This window comes from Sporosarcina sp. FSL K6-1508 (genome assembly GCF_038007465.1).
Lineage (GTDB): Bacteria > Bacillota > Bacilli > Bacillales_A > Planococcaceae > Sporosarcina > Sporosarcina psychrophila_B.
Genome location: NZ_JBBOXF010000001.1, coordinates 4,360,229 through 4,377,542, shown reverse-complemented (window position 1 = coordinate 4,377,542; position 17,314 = coordinate 4,360,229). Strand labels below are relative to the sequence as shown.

Annotated in this window: 17 protein-coding genes; 8 read left to right on the top strand and 9 right to left on the bottom strand. The window is 41.2% G+C overall.

Annotation, left to right across the window (positions count from 1 at the left end):
• Nucleotides 1–306: 306 nt before the first annotated feature.
• The 6 genes from MKZ11_RS22420 to MKZ11_RS22395 all read right to left on the bottom strand — a co-directional run bounded on the left by MKZ11_RS22420 (nucleotide 307) and on the right by MKZ11_RS22395 (nucleotide 6,257).
• Nucleotides 307–1,380, bottom strand: a complete 1,074-nt coding sequence (locus MKZ11_RS22420; RefSeq protein WP_340796564.1) for an ABC transporter substrate-binding protein — start codon at nucleotides 1,378–1,380, stop codon at nucleotides 307–309.
• Nucleotides 1,377–2,177: an ABC transporter permease gene (locus tag MKZ11_RS22415; protein WP_340796563.1), complete on the bottom strand. Its 801-nt coding sequence runs from the start codon at nucleotides 2,175–2,177 to the stop codon at nucleotides 1,377–1,379. The genes MKZ11_RS22420 and MKZ11_RS22415 overlap by 4 nt, the downstream gene beginning before the upstream one ends.
• Nucleotides 2,161–2,985 (bottom strand): ABC transporter permease, encoded by an 825-nt coding sequence (locus MKZ11_RS22410; protein WP_340796562.1) that lies wholly within the window; start codon nucleotides 2,983–2,985, stop codon nucleotides 2,161–2,163. Before MKZ11_RS22410 ends, MKZ11_RS22415 begins: the two co-directional genes overlap by 17 nt.
• Nucleotides 2,975–4,081, bottom strand: coding sequence for an ABC transporter ATP-binding protein (locus tag MKZ11_RS22405; RefSeq protein WP_340796561.1), 1,107 nt, complete (start codon nucleotides 4,079–4,081; stop codon nucleotides 2,975–2,977). The genes MKZ11_RS22410 and MKZ11_RS22405 overlap by 11 nt, the downstream gene beginning before the upstream one ends.
• 17 nt (nucleotides 4,082–4,098) lie before the next feature.
• A complete protein-coding gene (locus MKZ11_RS22400) occupies nucleotides 4,099–4,641 on the bottom strand; it encodes a helix-turn-helix domain-containing protein (RefSeq protein WP_340796560.1) in 543 nt (180 codons plus the stop codon).
• A gap of 161 nt (nucleotides 4,642–4,802) precedes the next feature.
• Nucleotides 4,803–6,257 (bottom strand): hypothetical protein, encoded by a 1,455-nt coding sequence (locus MKZ11_RS22395; RefSeq protein WP_340796559.1) that lies wholly within the window; start codon nucleotides 6,255–6,257, stop codon nucleotides 4,803–4,805.
• Nucleotides 6,258–6,329: 72 nt separating this feature from the next.
• Between MKZ11_RS22395 and MKZ11_RS22390 the strand changes: the two genes are divergently transcribed.
• The 4 genes from MKZ11_RS22390 to MKZ11_RS22375 all read left to right on the top strand — a co-directional run bounded on the left by MKZ11_RS22390 (nucleotide 6,330) and on the right by MKZ11_RS22375 (nucleotide 9,784).
• Nucleotides 6,330–6,653, top strand: coding sequence for a hypothetical protein (locus tag MKZ11_RS22390; RefSeq protein ID WP_340796558.1), 324 nt, complete (start codon nucleotides 6,330–6,332; stop codon nucleotides 6,651–6,653).
• Nucleotides 6,654–6,852: 199 nt separating this feature from the next.
• A complete protein-coding gene (locus MKZ11_RS22385; protein ID WP_340796557.1) occupies nucleotides 6,853–7,395 on the top strand; it encodes a peroxiredoxin in 543 nt (180 codons plus the stop codon).
• A 73-nt stretch (nucleotides 7,396–7,468) separates the two neighbouring features.
• A complete protein-coding gene (locus tag MKZ11_RS22380; RefSeq protein WP_340796556.1) occupies nucleotides 7,469–7,921 on the top strand; it encodes a redoxin domain-containing protein in 453 nt (150 codons plus the stop codon).
• Between the two features lie 1,203 nt (nucleotides 7,922–9,124).
• Nucleotides 9,125–9,784 carry a potassium channel family protein gene (locus tag MKZ11_RS22375; protein WP_340796555.1) on the top strand — a complete coding sequence of 220 codons (660 nt, stop codon included), beginning with the start codon at nucleotides 9,125–9,127 and terminating at the stop codon, nucleotides 9,782–9,784.
• Nucleotides 9,785–9,859: 75 nt separating this feature from the next.
• Here the strand turns inward: MKZ11_RS22375 and rnjA are convergent, their stop codons facing one another.
• The 3 genes from rnjA to def form a co-directional block, all read right to left on the bottom strand.
• On the bottom strand, nucleotides 9,860–11,527 hold the full coding sequence (gene rnjA, locus MKZ11_RS22370; protein ID WP_340796554.1) for a ribonuclease J1: 1,668 nt from the start codon (nucleotides 11,525–11,527) through the stop codon (nucleotides 9,860–9,862).
• A gap of 2 nt (nucleotides 11,528–11,529) precedes the next feature.
• Nucleotides 11,530–11,739 (bottom strand): DNA-dependent RNA polymerase subunit epsilon, encoded by a 210-nt coding sequence (locus MKZ11_RS22365; RefSeq protein ID WP_340796553.1) that lies wholly within the window; start codon nucleotides 11,737–11,739, stop codon nucleotides 11,530–11,532.
• A gap of 341 nt (nucleotides 11,740–12,080) precedes the next feature.
• Nucleotides 12,081–12,638 (bottom strand): peptide deformylase, encoded by a 558-nt coding sequence (gene def, locus MKZ11_RS22360; RefSeq protein WP_340796552.1) that lies wholly within the window; start codon nucleotides 12,636–12,638, stop codon nucleotides 12,081–12,083.
• Nucleotides 12,639–12,774: 136 nt separating this feature from the next.
• Between def and MKZ11_RS22355 the strand changes: the two genes are divergently transcribed.
• The 4 genes from MKZ11_RS22355 to MKZ11_RS22340 all read left to right on the top strand — a co-directional run bounded on the left by MKZ11_RS22355 (nucleotide 12,775) and on the right by MKZ11_RS22340 (nucleotide 17,310).
• Nucleotides 12,775–13,416, top strand: a complete 642-nt coding sequence (locus MKZ11_RS22355) for a YkyA family protein (RefSeq protein ID WP_340796551.1) — start codon at nucleotides 12,775–12,777, stop codon at nucleotides 13,414–13,416.
• Between the two features lie 266 nt (nucleotides 13,417–13,682).
• Nucleotides 13,683–14,798 (top strand): pyruvate dehydrogenase (acetyl-transferring) E1 component subunit alpha, encoded by a 1,116-nt coding sequence (gene pdhA, locus MKZ11_RS22350; protein ID WP_340796550.1) that lies wholly within the window; start codon nucleotides 13,683–13,685, stop codon nucleotides 14,796–14,798.
• A 3-nt stretch (nucleotides 14,799–14,801) separates the two neighbouring features.
• Nucleotides 14,802–15,779, top strand: coding sequence for an alpha-ketoacid dehydrogenase subunit beta (locus tag MKZ11_RS22345; RefSeq protein WP_340796549.1), 978 nt, complete (start codon nucleotides 14,802–14,804; stop codon nucleotides 15,777–15,779).
• A 184-nt stretch (nucleotides 15,780–15,963) separates the two neighbouring features.
• Nucleotides 15,964–17,310 carry a dihydrolipoamide acetyltransferase family protein gene (locus tag MKZ11_RS22340; RefSeq protein WP_340796548.1) on the top strand — a complete coding sequence of 449 codons (1,347 nt, stop codon included), beginning with the start codon at nucleotides 15,964–15,966 and terminating at the stop codon, nucleotides 17,308–17,310.
• The last annotated feature ends 4 nt before the right edge of the window (nucleotides 17,311–17,314 follow it).

Sequence of the window (17,314 nt, the reverse complement as noted above, 5' to 3'; positions counted from 1 at the left end):
ATATAAAACATACTAAACAATTGCACATAAATATTTAATATGCAATTGTTTTATGGTTCTCGCTCGTATGCTTTCCATTTAAGTAGCTGCAGTTGCTTGGAGTGCAAGCGCGAGACTCCTGCGGGAAAAGCGTTAGGTGAAGACCCCGCAGAAGTGTAGCGACGAGGAGGCTGAGGCAACGCCCGCGGAAAGCGAGTGCTGGAACAGAAAGCAACAGCCCTTGTCCGAGGTTAAACTCTTAAATATATTCTATATAAGTATTCATTTGTTCAACATATCTAGTCTACAGTCGTCTTCTTAATTTCTTTATTTCATATCCATTTTGAATTCTAGGAACAGCTCATTGTAATGGCCAAGCATTTCAAGTCCTAAATTTCTATATACTTCGAGATGACCGCGGGTTTCTTCGTCGGGGTAGAAACGTTCATCTTCTGTTACTTCAGGATCCATACTGCTAAGCGCAGCTAAATTCGGAGTAGAATACCCGACGTAATCAGCGTTTTGTGCCGCCACTTCAGCGTCGAGCATGAAGTTAATGAACGCATGCGCACCTTCAATATTTGTTGAAGTACGAGGGATAACCATATTATCGAACCAAAGATTTGACCCTTCTTCAGGGACGATATAATCGATTTCCTCATTTTCATACATCATATCTGCTGCTTGTCCTGACCATGTGAGTGAGATGGCGGCCTCTCCGTTAATCATCAGCTGTGTCACTTCATCACCGATGACTGCTTTGATATTGGGACTAAGCGTCTTCAGCTTATCAGTGGCTTCACGCAATTCATTCACATTGGTGGAGTTCAATGAGTAGCCTAATGAGTTCAGTCCCATCCCGATTGTTTCTCGCGCGCTATCCACTAGGATGACTTGCTGTGCAAGGGAAGGATCCCATAAATTATCCCAGCTTTCAAAAGTCTGTCCATCTAATAACTCAGGATTGAATGCGATTCCGAGCGTTCCCCAAAAATAGGGAAGTGAATATTTATTGTCAGGATCGAATGGTAAGTCAAGGAAATAAGGATCAATATTTTTGATGTTTGGAATTTTACTATAGTCGAGCGGAAGTAGCAGATCTGCTTCTTTCATCATCTCAATCATATACTCAGAAGGCATCGTAATATCGTATGATGTGCCCCCTTGTTCAATTTTCCCCATCATCCCTTCATTTGAGTCGAAGGTCTCGTAGGTTACTTTGATACCTGTTTCCTTTTCAAACTGTTTTAGTAAATCAGGGTCGATATATTCTCCCCAATTGTATACGGTAATTGAATCTTTACTGGAACGCCCTCCGCCTTCATTTAACTTCGCATTGACGAACAGCAAGATGGCGGAAACTAGGAGGATGACTATCGCGCCCCTTAAAATATCTTTCATTTCTTCACCTCCGAATGCGGTGTTTTAGCTTTGCGGGTTATCGCATAATATCCGATGACAAGTACGACTGTCACCAAGAAGATAAGACCGGACAATGCGTTGATCGTTAATGTAATCCCCGCGCGTGCCATTGAATAGATTTCAACGGACAATGTAGAGAAACCATTTCCAGTAACGAAAAATGTTACAGCAAAATCATCGAGTGAATATGTCAAAGCCAGGAAAAAACCTGCCAATATTCCTGGTTTGATGAACGGGATAATGACACGCGTCAAAACATCCCTTTTTGAAGCGCCAAGATCCAGAGCCGCATCGATAAGCGTTGGACTCATTTCCTGCAACTTCGGCAACACCATGATGACAACAATCGGAATACTGAAGGCGATATGCGAAATGAGTACGGAAGCAAAGCCCAGTTTCAGGCCAATCATTGTAAACAAAATCAGAAAGGAAGCACCAATGATGACATCGGGACTGACAATCAGGATATTATTGAGTGACAATACGGCTTTGCGCATTGCTTTATTACGCATGAAAACGATTGCCAAGGCACCGAGCACTCCAATTGCAGTCGAGACAAGTGCAGACAAAAGAGCGACGACAATTGTGTTGATCAAAATGACAATCAGCCGTGTGTCTTCAAATACTGCCGCGTAGTGTTCAAGTGTAAAAGACTCGAAATTGGACATACCGCCGCCTGAATTGAACGAGTAAAAAATCAGGTAGAAAATGGGAGCGTATAAGATAATGAACACGACGACCAAATAGAGTTTTGGAAGCTTACTTAATTTTTCCATTGATTGTCGTCCCCCTATCATTGCTACTTGTGATTAACATGATGATAAACATAAATAAAATTAGGAAGACGGCAATCGTCGAACCCATTCCCCAGTTCTGGGTGACAAGGAATTGCTGTTCAATTGCAGTCCCAAGAGTGATGACTTTGTTTCCCGCAATAAGTCGAGTAATCATGAATAACGATAGGGCAGGGATGAAAACAACTTGGATGCCTGATTTCACGCCGTTTAATGTTAAAGGCCAAATGACGCGCCTGAAAGTTGTCCACGAATTTGCTCCTAAGTCACGTGAAGCGTCTATAAGAGCCGGATTCAACTTGTCAAGTGAATTGAAAATCGGCAAAATCATGAACGGGATGAAAATGTAAACAGACACGAAAACAAAACTGAAATCGGTGAAAAGAATTTGCTGCTTGCCAATCCCCATCGTTTCCAACAACGCATTGATTGGACCATAGAGACCAAAAAGTCCGATGAATGCATACGTTTTTAGAAGGAGGTTAATCCAAGACGGAATAATAATGAGCAAGAGCCAAAGTTGCTTATGCTTCGTTTTCGTCAGGAAATAGGCGGTCGGATACGAAAACAGTAACGTGAACAACGTAATAAGAAATGCATACCAGAATGAACTGATTGTCAGTTTCAAATAGACAGAAGAGAAAAAGTTTTTATAGTTGTCAAAAGTGAAATGTCCTGCCAAGTCGAAAAATGAATAGTAAATGATAAGTGCAATCGGCGCGATAACAAAGAGAAGAATCCAAGCCGCATAAGGAATCGTGTACAGCGGGCGCAGCGGTTTATTGTTCATAATCCATTACCCCATAGGCTTCAAGTCTAGCATCGAATTCTTCTTCAGATTCGTTCAAGCGCATAACGTGAATGTCTTCTGGATTAAAATCAAGTCCAACTGTTACACCGACTTCTGCTTTTTTAGTTGAATGAACAAGCCATTCATTTCCATCTGTATCGTAAGTGGATAACTCATAATGAACGCCGCGGAATAATTGAGTATCAACAGTAACGTTCAATTTTCCTTTATCGACTGTTGTAAGTTCTAAATCTTCAGGACGGATGACGACATCGACTTTCTCATTAGGATTTAGGCCTTTGTCAACGCATTCGAATGTTTTTCCAGTAAATTGGACAACAAAGTCTTCAATCATCATGCCTGGAACGATATTGGATTCACCGATGAAATCAGCGACAAAACGGTTGATAGGTTCGTCATAGATATCCAGTGGAGTGCCTGATTGCTGGATCTCTCCAGTGTTCATAACGAAAATTTCATCAGACATTGCAAGCGCTTCTTCTTGGTCGTGTGTGACAAAAACAAATGTTTTGCCAAGGCGCTGTTGTAATTCCCGTAGCTCGTATTGCATTTCGGAACGCAATTTCAAATCGAGTGCTGAAAGCGGTTCGTCGAGCAAAATGATTTCCGGATCATTGATAATGGCGCGTGCAATGGCGACTCGTTGACGCTGACCACCCGACATTTCTGAAATCTCCCGTGTTTCGTATCCTTCAAGATTGACGAACTTCAATGCTTCAATGACTCGGCGCTTGACTTCGTCTTGTTTTACCTTTTTTATACGCAAGCCGAATGCAACATTTTCAAAGACATTTAAATGTGGAAATAACGCATAGTCTTGAAAAACTGTGTTAACTTGGCGTTCATTGGCAGGCACATTATTAATTTTTTTTCCATTAAAGAAAATTGTGCCGTCCGTCGGTTCAATAAAACCGGCGATGAGACGAAGGATGGTCGTTTTACCGCATCCTGAAGGACCAAGTAATGTGTAAAATTTACCGCGTTCCATTTCAAAAGAAACACCATTCAGTACAGTCGTATCATTGTTATATTTTTTTGTAACATTTTCAAAGCGAATAATCGGCTGAGTTGTCATACTGACACTCCTTTTCTTTATAAGTAAGATTCTGTGGCAACAAGTAGAATTTCGCTTATTCCATTGCGTGCGTTTGATAAACAGTGAGGCTCGGAAGCATCATAATAGACTGCGTCTCCTCGTGAAGCGAAATGTTGAGTATCGCCGATTGCAATTGCAATTTTTCCTTTTAAAACATAGATGAATGTCTCTGCAAGAGAGGGCTCAAACTTTTTAAATTCGCCTTGTTCGTGAAATGTAATATGAACAGGTTCCATATCATTTTCATTGGATCGGGGCACTAACCAACGGATGCTATATTTCATCTCATCATCCGTATAGATTGTCTGGTCATCAGTCGAGTACACTATTTCTACATTTTTTTTAGGTTCGTCAAAAAATTCTTTTGGTGTCGTTCCTAACACTTCCAATAATGCAAAAAGTGTTTCAATTGAAGGGGAATTCAAATTTCGTTCCAACTGTGAAATATGCCCTTTCGTTAAATCTGTCCGCTCTCCAAGCTCCTCCTGTGTGAGCCCTTTTTTTAAACGAAGGCTTTTAATCTTACTTCCAATCTCCATGGACATCCCTCCCCAATCGTAATGGAGTTTAGTAATACTATACTTGAAGTTTACTGAAAACCCTTCTTATTATACAAAATACCCTCCAAAAATCAAGAACAATTTTTAAAAAAATAAAACCGGATTAGCCTCTAATTTTAAAAAAGAGGGTCCGGTCATTTTTACATGCTGGAATTTGATTTCTTTCGACGCAGTTTGCTCACTAACATCTTCCCGAATGTGGTGGCAACCAAATAAGCAGAAAGGCCGATTCCACTCAGCGCAGTAATAAGGGATATCCATTCAAAGAATGTGTAGGTGGAAACTTCTCGCCAGGCAGAGGGGGATTCCCAGTCCTGAATAACGAGGTTCATGCCGTAAATTCCAGAAATAACAGTGAAAATAGTAAGAATGAATAGAAGTGTATTCATCTTATCGGAAGCATTGTTTTCTTGACTTTTATATAGTTCATGCAAAGTATTGTTTACTTCTTTGAAAAGTCCATCGATATTGAATGCCTGCTGAAACATTTGCGTTAGTTCTTTACCTTCCGAACGTGTACTCACTTCTTGGGAATAGTAGCCCGATGAAAATAGCGTAATGAATTTGATAAGCGATTTTACATATTCCTCGTCTTTTTTCCATTCGATTTGACTATATTCGAAAGAGACCCGTAACAACATAATTTTATAAAAGTAATGTAAAAGGAAGTTATAGTAATGGGTTCCTAAGTAATGTGAAAGTTCTTTGGACATTTCCGCAGGAGGTCGGTTTGTTACCGTTATAAATGCATGTATCGTTGTTATGGAATATGTGTCGGGTGCCCATCTATCGTGAAGTGATTGCTTTAGTGAGCGTCGGACGTAATCAGGATTAGTAGCCGATATGAATAGTTCTCCATTTGGTAATTTGCCATCCAAAGCACCCATCCTGTACAATTGGTCATCTGTAATAAGGGAACCTTCCCGGCTGAAGAGAAAGGCGGTGACATACATTCTTTCGTCTTCATAGTAAGGCAAAGAGCCGAAAGAGCCGCCCAACTTATCATCGTGCAAAATATACTCTTTCAAAAAAGGACAAAGATATTCAAATAATAAGTTTTGAACAGTCAAGTGCTCTCCACTTTCCAAAGAGACAATTATCATTCCTTGCTCCTCTTCCAATTTAGGCTCGACTGCTCTAAAATGGTGCATGAAATCAAGAACATCTGCTAGTTCAGTCCTTTGATTATCTAATTGAACTTTGACTGTCAAAAAGACAATATCAAAGGGACCGAGTATTATATCTACACTCTGTATAATGAAGGATAGAGTTGTATTTCTAAGTTTATATTCAAATTGTTCTTGGATTGCCTTTGTAAATCTGTGAAATCCTTTTTCATTTAACGCTGCAGGAAAAAGTTTGTTTTCAATATAGGGCAGAAAATATTGTTCAAGTTCTTTTCCATTAACAGTGATTTCATTGCCGTTACTTTTACTTTCTGCGGCAAGTTCATCTATCCGGAAAAAAGAATACTTATTTTTCTTGAATGTTTGCGCAAGGGCATCTTTTCTTCTGCTGTCATATCTTAAAGGTAAAGTGAATGACATATGCGAATGAAGAATATCCAGCTCAGTAATCGAAATAGTTTTCTGCATTTTCATTCATCCTTCGGCGATTGAAATTTTGGCTTTTCATGGTACAATATAGCGAATAAAGGAGGGCTTTGATTGGGAAAAAAGAAAGTTTTCTATTTGGACCCAGATGACCGTAAATGGACAATGGAAGACCTCGGGCTTAGTTGGGAACTGATTGATAATTCAAGAGTAGGTAAAAAAGAAATCGAAGGCATTTTTTTAATGAAAAATGGAAAAATAAAAGAGCTGCATGAACTGCCCAATCACTGCAAAGTTTGTTTGGATCCATTGGATTATAATGACGAACATGATTCTATATTTTGCCCGTCATGCGATGAATGGCGTGAGAGTTCTTGCAATGATCCTAACTGTGAATTTTGCCTGGCGAGACCGTCGAAACCTTCCAACTGTAAATGACACTTACACCCCTTTTCCCTTAATAGGGAAGAGTATAAACATAATGACTGAATATCCGTCATGAAATTGCCACATATTGAATGGGGCGCTGTGTGAACAGTGCGCTCCGTTTGAATTGGGGCTGTTTTTTTGTTATCCTTGATAAGGATTGTGCAGGAGAGATATTCTGACACAAAAGAATTAGTGGAGGGGTTATTTAATGAATAATCGTATGGTAGGTAAGCAAGCACCAGATTTCACACTGGATGCAGTGCTAGCAGATAAGTCTTTTGGTAAAGTAAGTCTTCAAGAAAATATGAAAAACGATAAATGGACAGTATTATTCTTCTATCCAATGGACTTTACATTTGTATGTCCGACAGAAATCACAGCAATGTCTGACCGTTATGATGAATTCGAAGACCTAGATGCAGAAATTATCGGTCTTTCTACAGATACAATTCACACTCACCTTGCATGGATCAACACAGACCGTAAAGATAATGGTCTTGAGCAGTTGAAATACCCACTTGCGGCAGATACAAACCACCAAGTATCACGTGACTACGGTGTTTTAATTGAAGAAGAAGGTGTTGCACTACGCGGCCTATTCATCATCAACCCTGAAGGTGAACTTCAATACCAAACAGTATTCCATAACAATATTGGTCGTGACGTAGACGAAACGTTGCGTGTGCTTCAAGCTCTTCAAACTGGCGGACTTTGCCCGGCTAACTGGAGACCAGGTCAGAAGACACTATAATTTTACCAATTGAAATCCCCGTGCATATATTACGCAGTGGGGATTTTTTGAAAAATAAAGGAGGATAAAGAATATGAAACTACGTGATCAATTGCCTGAACTTGAAGGTGCAACAGCATGGTTGAACGGAGAAAGAACAAAAGAGGATTTGGTTGGTGAGAAACCGACACTAATTCATTTTTGGTCTGTCAGCTGCCATCTCTGTAAGGAAGCAATGCCCGAAGTGAATGCATTCAGAGACAAATATAAAGAAGACCTAAACGTTGTTGCAGTCCATATGCCACGTTCGGAAGACGATTTGGATTTAGCTCAAATCAAATCAGTGGCAGCTGAGCATGACATTACGCAGCCGATTTTTGTCGACAGTGAAGTGAAACTAACCGATAAATTTGATAACCAATATGTTCCGGCTTATTATGTTTTTGATAAAATTGGCCAACTGCGTCATTTCCAAGCGGGCGGCGGAGGCATGAAAATGCTTGAAAAGCGGGTTAACCGCGTATTGGATGAGATGAAGAAGGACTAAAGATGAGCCCGATTACGCATTCGCGACGTCGGGCTTTTTTACGTTGTAGCGAAATTATAAACTTTCGAACTTGGGTTAAGTTATAACATGGAATCTTTACATCTAGGCTTCATTGCCGAAGTGTTAGGATGTCCACTGGATGTGGCATAATTAATTTGGTTATGTTCATTTTTGTACTATATAATATGTTGAATTAAACGAATCCATTGAATCTGCCGTGATGCTTAATAATGAGGAGTTGTAATTAGGGGAGTGGATTGTAGATCGCTTGGCGCTTTGGGGATGCCTCCCGCTAACCAGGAGGGGACTGAAAAAGTACGATTACCTTCAATCCCGTTGATTTCCGTTCCGAGCGAACGCTTTCCGCGGGCACGGCTTCAGCCAATCGAACAGCGAAGGGTTCGATTTGCCGTATTTCTGTGTTCTTTGCAGAAATTAAGGCATTCTTGCCCTGTGCTCCCAACGCTAGCGCTTTTGCTCGCAAAAGCCGTTCTTCGTAACGGCTCTTCCTGCGGTGTCTACAGCTAAGGAAGAGTGAACTTTTTCTTCCTATCTTTGTTTTCTGTTCCCGCTGGAGTCGCCGCTCTCCACTACAATCAACTAGTTCTTACTAAAAAAAGAACTTTTTCAGTGGCTTCCCATAAGCCAAGCAGCTCCGCCGCCAGTCTTATGGCTTCGGCTAACCAGTGTCCAGTTACTGACACCGAATAGGCGCCTTCTCTCAGTTTATACACCGGATTCAATAGTTCATCATAGATAATGAAATACATTTTCTCAAATAGACCATCCAGCGAAGGCGCGACTTCGTGGTAGCCGAAGCGATATTAGCAGGATATCTAATTCATTCCTCTTGTATTGGGACATTCGTTGATCACATTCAATCGATTTATGGTACACCAGGTTGTAGGTCTCATCCTCGAAGAAGAAGAAGAAGAAGAAGAAGAAGAAGAAATGCTCTTTCTCGAATAGACCATCCAGCAAAGGCGCGACTTCGTGGTAGCCGGAGCGGTATTAGTATGAATTCTACTTAATTCCAATCATTAGGGCTTTTGCAGTGACCTTCCAACAGCCCTTGGAAAGCACATATACCGTATTCATTTGTCCAACATATATAGTGCGCAAGCCGTCAGACAAGTATTTGAGCGTATTAATTTAATATGCTACACTAATCGCATCCAGTTAGTGGATAGAGGAGGGTGCTTTTTGAAAAAGGAGTTTGTCGTAATCGGTTTAGGACGTTTCGGCGGTAGCATCGTTAAGGAACTGATTGAACTTGATGCTGATGTAATGGCCATCGATGTTTCACCTGAAAGAGTAGATGAGTATGCCCAGATTGCAACGCAGGCGGTAGCAGCTGATACAACCGATGAGTCGGTCCTTCGCTCACTTGGCATCCGTAATTTTGAGCATGTTATTGTTGCAATTGGTGAAAATATACAGGCAAGTATATTAACGACACTTATGTTGAAAGAAATAGGTGTTAAAAAAATCACGGTGAAGGCACAAAATGATTACCATGAAAAAGTTTTACGTAAAATTGGAGCTGACCAAGTTGTTCACCCCGAACGCGACATGGGAATCAGAATTGCGAACAATATGGTATCGAATAATATACTGGATTATCTTGAATTGTCGGATGAGTATTCCATCGCGGAAATAAAGGCGAATGATAAACTAGTGGGATCTACATTAATAGATCTTGATATCAGGGCTAAATATGGTGTTAATATTGTCGCCATAAAACGTGGGAAGCATATCCTGGTATCTCCTCAAGCGATTGAAAAAATCAGGCTGGAAGATATCTTAATCGTCATTGGTTCGGATGAAGAAATTCATAAGTTTGAAAAAAAGGCCTTGCATTAATAATTGCAAGAATCTAAAAACCCCGTAGACGCTTTTAGGCGCTACGGGGTTTTTAAATCATTGCGGTCTCTTAATTTATACTTCCATAATAACAGGAAGTACCATTGGCTTACGCTTTGTTTTATCGTATAAGTAAGGTCCTAGAACATCAATGATTTCACTTTTCAGTGCATCAAAATCGGCTGGGGAGCTTGCAAGCTTCCGTTGCATCTGTTTCGATAACATCTGCTGTGCTTCATGAATCATTGCACCAGATTCACGCATATAAACAAATCCGCGGGAAATGATATCAGGTCCTGAAACGACACGATTTCGTTTCAAATCCACTGTTGCAACAACAATTACAAGGCCATCTTCTGAAAGAATTCTTCGATCGCGTAGAACTACACTGCCGATATCTCCGATTCCGCTTCCGTCAATATAGACATCACCAGAAGGAATGCGGCCTGCAAGATGCGCTTCATCTTGTGTAAGGGCGAGTACATCACCATTCCCCATAACGAACGTGTTCTCGCGGGGAATGTCACAAGAGACGGCTAGATCTGTATGCATTTTTAACATCCGGTATTCACCGTGGATCGGCATGAAGAATTTAGGCTTGATCAATCTAAGCATCAATTTCTGCTCTTCCTGTGAACCGTGTCCGGAAGTGTGTATATTATTTAATGTACCATGCAGTACATCAGCACCGGCACGGAATAAAGCATTAATTGTTTTATTGATACTGAGTGTGTTTCCTGGAATTGGAGAAGATGAAAATATTACCGTATCACCAGGATGTATTTGGACTTGGCGATGCGTTCCGTTTGCAATACGAGACAGTGCTGCCATAGGCTCGCCCTGACTACCTGTGCAAAGAATCATTACTTTGTTCGCAGGAAGCTTATTCAACGATTGTGTATCAACAAATAATTCTTTTGGTGCGTCGATGTAGCCTAACTCACGTCCAATAGTAATGGCATTATCCATACTGCGTCCAAATACTGCAATTTTACGTCCAAATACCTGGGCGGATTCAATTACTTGTTGCAGTCTATGAATATTTGATGCGAATGTTGCAAATATAATACGGCCTTCAACTTTCCTGAAGATTTCATTCAAGCTGTCTCCGACCTTGCGCTCAGACATTGTGAAATTGGGAATTTCAGCGTTTGTACTGTCAGACAACAGACAGAGTACGCCGTCACTACCTATTTTCGCCATCTTCGTCAAGTTTGCCGGTTCCCCAACAGGTGTAAAGTCGAATTTGAAATCCCCTGTATGAACAATATTTCCAGAAGGTGTCTTTACAACGACTCCGAAAGCATCAGGAATACTATGTGTTGTACGGAAAAATGATACTGCGGTCTTACGGAACTTAAACACATCATCCTCACCGAATGGGATCAACTTAGTTGTACGCAGCAAACCATGCTCTTCTAACTTATTACGTAAAAGTCCAAGTGCAAGCTTTCCACCGTAAACGGGAACATTGATTTTTCGAAGCAGATAAGGAATGCCTCCAATATGATCTTCGTGGCCATGTGTGATGAATAGGCCTTTAATCTTGTCCACATTGCGTTCAAGATACGTATAATCCGGTATGACATAGTCGATTCCAAGTAATGCGTCATCAGGGAATTTAATACCAGCATCAATTAGAATGATTTCATCTTGGAATTGTATACCATAAGTGTTTTTACCGATTTCACCTAGTCCGCCTAAAGCGAAAACGGCAGTTTCATTATTTTTAATAGATTTCATATTTAAACCTCTTCAAGCTCGAAATGGGGTGCAGCCTGTTCGTATTCAAGATGAATACCTTCAAGACGTTGGACATATTCGATATTATAAGCACGATCTTTCAACTTGGCACGGACTGACCTTTCCGAGTCCGCTTCGACGTAAATGCTTTTTGTATTTTCACGGACTGGTACCTGAAGCAAGTTCTCTTGATAATAAACTTTATAAATCATCGTTTGCTCTCCTTTTTACGTTCGATTGAACTGATTCTCTTTATATTAGCATGACACTTCTTTAAAATAAAGAAAAGCCCACCAATTTGATGGCAGGCTAACAGTTCAAGCAATAGTTTTTTTTCCGAGTATGCCATTTAGCCGTTTCAACAATTTACGTTTTAGGCGTTTGTACATGGCTATATCACTCCTCAAAATCATTATAACAGTTTCTGAATAATCTGTCAAGTGGGATTTTCAGCGAAGCTGAAAGATCCTACCGTCCAGCTGAAAGGTCCTATCACGGTGTCCAGTAACGATTAAAAGATTTTTCTATATTGACCTCAGAAACTACTATAACTTCAATCACGTTCAAATGGGGTCGCACCCGGGATATCTTTATAAGGTTTATTTTTATCGATATGATCGAAGAACATTACCCCGTTCAAATGATCGAGCTCGTGTTGAAAAGCAATAGCCGCAAGCCCTTTCAATCTTTTTTTGAATTCATTACCTTCGGTGTCGTATGCTTTAATAGTAATGCGTGCATAACGCGGAACGTAACCTTCTACATCGCGATCTACAGAAAGGCAGCCTTCGCCGGCCGCTAGATAGGTTTTTTCTACAGAATGACTAATGATTTTTGGGTTAATAGCGATGAAACTAATCGCTTCGTTATCTTCGCTTTCAATATGAAGGGCAAACACTCTTTTTGATATGTTCAGTTGGGGTGCTGCCAGTCCGATACCCGGGCGGAGGCCAAACTCTAAACTAAGGTCAGGGTCTTGGCTATTTATAACGTACTCCATTAAATCTTCACTAAGCTCCCGGTCGGTCTCGGATAGTGGGAATTTCATTTCTTCCGCGCGTGTGCGGAGGGCAGGGTGTCCTTCACGGACAATATGTTCCATTAAAATCATCGTACAAACTTCCTTTCGGTTTAACTATATTCACTAGTATAATCGAATGTGAAAATGGGTGAAAGAAATTAAGCGCGAACTTGAACTTTGAATTGCAAAAGGCTATAGTTTATATGGAAATTGGAGGCGGATAATTTTGAAGAAATCTATAGCGGGGCTTGTGTTAGCGGTATCGTTGGTGCTTTCCGGATGCAACTTCGAATCGTCAATCGAAAAACAGCTATCCAATGCCATGACCGAAATGAATAGTGCTGAAAAAGAATACCGGAATGCGCAGACTGAACTGACTGAGCTTGAAAAATCCGAACAGAAATTATTCAATGAGACAATGGAACTGACAAAAGAGCAACGGGATGAGTTGGAAACAAAAGTAACTGAACTTGAAGGATCGCTGGAACAACGCCTTACTCATCTTGAAGAGGAAGAGGAATCCATAAGCAGGGCAAGAGATTCCGCAGACGAACTTGATGCAATTATTAAACAAGCGGATGAAAATGACAAGAAGAGCATCGAAACTCTAAAAACGGCAACTACTAACCGGTATGAGCTCCATGCGGTCTTTGTCGCTGAATATAAAAAGCTTATAGCTGAACAAAAAGAACTATACGAAATGCTGGTCTCTGAGGAAACTGGGCTGACAGACTTAAAGAATAAGGTTAGCGAAGTAAATGCACAGAACGAATTAGTCCAATCAGCAATTACTGCTTATAATGATGCAACTGCCAAGATGAATGTTTTGAAAGACGATGTTTTTACCAGTTTACAGAAAGAAAAATAAGCAATGAAAGGGCTGGGGAGTGAATCCTCTGCCTTTTTTTATAAATTAATATAGTGAAAATTTGATATTCTATTATAATACAGATGTTGTATTGTGCTAGTACAGTATTGTGTAAACTGCCAATTCCGAAAGCCATAAACTACTATAAGGCATGCGATTACGATGTTTGACCATTGAGTTCTGATTGGATATACTAACAAGGGAGTAGATTGTACTAATCAATACACCAAAGGTTCATAATACAGTTATAAAGGAGAGTTGCCGAAATGGCTGCAAAAAAAGACAAGCAGTTCGATCCGGTGGAAACACTTCACGCGATTGAAGAAAAGTTTGAAATGTTCCAGATCTTGAACGAAGAAGGCGAAATTGTCAATAAGGATGCAGATCCGATGTTATCCGACGAAGAGCTGATCGAATTGATGACGCGCATGGTATATACACGTATTTTGGACCAACGTTCAATTTCATTGAACCGTCAAGGTCGTTTAGGATTCTACGCGCCGACAGCAGGGCAGGAAGCTTCACAACTTGCTTCTCAGTTTGCACTTGAGAAAGAGGACTTTATCCTTCCAGGATACCGTGATGTACCACAAATGTTATTCCATGGTTTGCCACTATCGACAGCATTTCTATGGTCACGCGGACACTACCAAGGGGGCGCAATTCCTGAAGGCGTCAATGTATTCCCGCCGCAAATCATTATTGGTGCACAATATATTCAAGCAGCCGGCATTGCACTAGGTTTCCAAAAACGCGGAACTAAAGCAGTTGCCATGACATATACAGGCGATGGCGGAACATCGCAAGGGGATTTCTATGAAGGCATCAACTTTGCAGGAGCATATCGTTCTCCGGCAATCTTCATTGTACAAAACAACCAATACGCGATTTCAACTCCACGTGAAATGCAAACAGCGGCAAAAACACTTGCACAAAAAGGGATTGCAGCAGGTATCCCGAGCATTCTCGTCGACGGGATGGATCCACTTGCAGTGTATGCGGTTACACGCGACGCTCGTGAACGCGCAATCAATGGCGATGGACCGACACTAATCGAGGCGCTTTGCTACCGCTACGGGCCACATACGATGGCAGGAGATGATCCGACACGTTACCGTACATCTGAGACGGACAGTGAGTGGGAAAAACGCGATCCTTTGATTCGTTTCCGTACATACCTCGAAGCGAAAGGTATTTGGAATGAAGAAAAAGAAAATGAAGTAATTGAACGCGCGAAAGAAGAAATCAAAGAGGCCATCAAATTGGCAGATGCAGCTCCTAAACAAAAAGTGAGCGATTTCATCAACATCATGTATAAAGGTGAATTGCCATATAACTTGCAAGAGCAGCTAGACATTTACACAGAGAAGGAGTCGAAGTAACCGATGGCACAAATGACGATGATTCAAGCAATAACTGATGCTCTACGTACGGAGCTGAAAAATGATGAAAACGTCCTCGTCTTCGGTGAAGACGTTGGGAATAACGGCGGAGTATTCCGCGCAACAGAAGGATTGCAAAAAGAGTTTGGCGAAGAACGTGTATTCGATACGCCGCTTGCGGAATCCGGCATCGGCGGACTCGCAATCGGATTATCCTTTACGGGATTCCGTCCAGTAATGGAAATTCAGTTCTTCGGTTTCTTATATGAAGTGATTGACTCCGTAAGTGGTCAACTTGCACGTATGAATTACCGGAGTGCGGGTCGTTTTAATGCACCGGTCACAATCCGTTCGCCATTTGGCGGAGGCGTTGCAACACCTGAGATGCATGCGGACAGCCTTGAAGGTATTGTTGCTTCACAACCTGGTTTGAAAGTAGTTATTCCTTCAACTCCATATGACGCGAAAGGGCTTCTAATTTCAGCAATCCGTGATGAAAACCCGGTCATCTTCCTTGAGCATATGAAACTATACCGTTCATTCAGACAAGACGTTCCTGAGGAAGAGTATACGATTCCTCTAGGAAAAGCAGATGTGAAACGTGAAGGGAAAGATCTTTCAATCATCACATATGGCGCAATGGTCCATGAAAGTTTGAAAGCTGCCGAAGAGCTTGAAAAAGAAGGTTTTTCTGTGGAAGTCATCGATTTACGCACTATTCAGCCGATTGATATTGAAACAATCATTGCATCTGTTGAAAAGACAAACCGAGCAATTGTCGTGCAAGAAGCACAGAAACAAGCAGGAATCGCTGCGAATATCGTTGCTGAAATTACAGAACGTGCAATCCTTAGTCTTGAAGCACCGGTTCTACGTGTAACGGCACCGGATACTGTGTATCCATTTGCACAAGGTGAAAATGCATGGCTTCCGAATGCAAAGGATATTATTGAAACAGCTAAAAAGGTATTAACGTTCTAAGAAAGTCGTTGTGTAATTTAAAGGTCTGTATAAGTTGATGTATTAAATCCGGTATATAAACTGAGCGAAATCGCATTAACAGGTAGCCTCCCTCAGTAACGGGTTCAATGGCGTTCTTTATTTCAACATATATAGCAAGATTATCCGGATGAATGTAAGTTTTAATTAAGAAAGGGTGAATCGCGTGGCATATGAATTCCGTTTACCAGATATCGGAGAGGGAATACATGAAGGTGAAGTCGTAAAGTGGTTTGTTGCTAAAGGCGATAAAATCAATGAAGATGACACACTTCTTGAAATCCAGAACGATAAAGCAGTTGTGGAAATTCCATCACCGGTTTCGGGTACTGTAGAAGAGATACTCGTTTCCGAAGGCACGGTTGCAATCGTAGGGGATGTACTAATCCGCTTTGATGCACCTGGTTATGAAAATGTGAAGTCTGAAGAAGACGACAATGCTGAAACTGAAGCACAAGTTCAAGCGACTGCAGAAGCAGGTCAGCCAATAGAAAAAGAAGAGACGTCTAAAGAACAACCAGCAGCAAGTGCAACACCGACTGCTGCCGCTTCAGCACAAACAGACGTCGATCCGAATCGCCGCATTATCGCAATGCCTTCCGTACGTAAATTTGCGCGTGAGCAAGGCGTCGAAATTCAGCAAGTTGCTGGATCAGGAAAAAACGGCCGAATCTTGAAAGAAGATATTGAGTCATTCAAAAATGGCGGCCAAACACAGGATACAGTTTCAGCTTCAGCAGAACAAGATTCTCAAGTTGAAAGCAACACACAAGAAACTTCTGCGCAGGCTCCAGTTCATCTTGAAGGGGATTTCCCTGAAACACGTGAAAAAATGTCTGGTATTAGAAAAGCAATTGCAAAAGCAATGGTCAATTCAAAACATACCGCTCCGCACGTTACATTACTTGACGAAGTGGATGTTACTGAACTGGTTGCCCATCGCAAAAAATTCAAAGATATTGCTGCAGAAAAAGATATCAAACTTACGTATTTGCCTTATGTCGTAAAAGCACTCGTCTCAACACTGCGTGAATTCCCAGAATTCAACAGATCGCTTGATGATGCAACACAAGAGATTGTACAAAAGCATTATTACAACATAGGTATCGCAGCGGACACTGACCGCGGACTTCTTGTTCCGGTTATTAAGAATGCTGATCGTAAATCAATCTTTGCAATTTCTGACGAAATCAACAGTCTTGCAGGAAAAGCACGAGACGGTAAATTAGCTCCGGCTGAAATGAAAGGTGCATCCTGTTCAATCACGAATATCGGTTCTGCAGGGGGCCAATGGTTCACACCGATCATTAACCATCCTGAAGTTGCAATTCTTGGAATCGGTCGTATTGCAGAAAAACCAGTTGTGAAAAATGGTGAAATTGTAGCGGCACCTATGTTAGCATTGTCATTGGTATTCGATCACCGGATGATCGATGGAGCAACTGCACAACATGCGTTAAATCACCTTAAGAGATTGCTCGGAAATCCGGAACTTTTATTAATGGAGGCGTAAACAA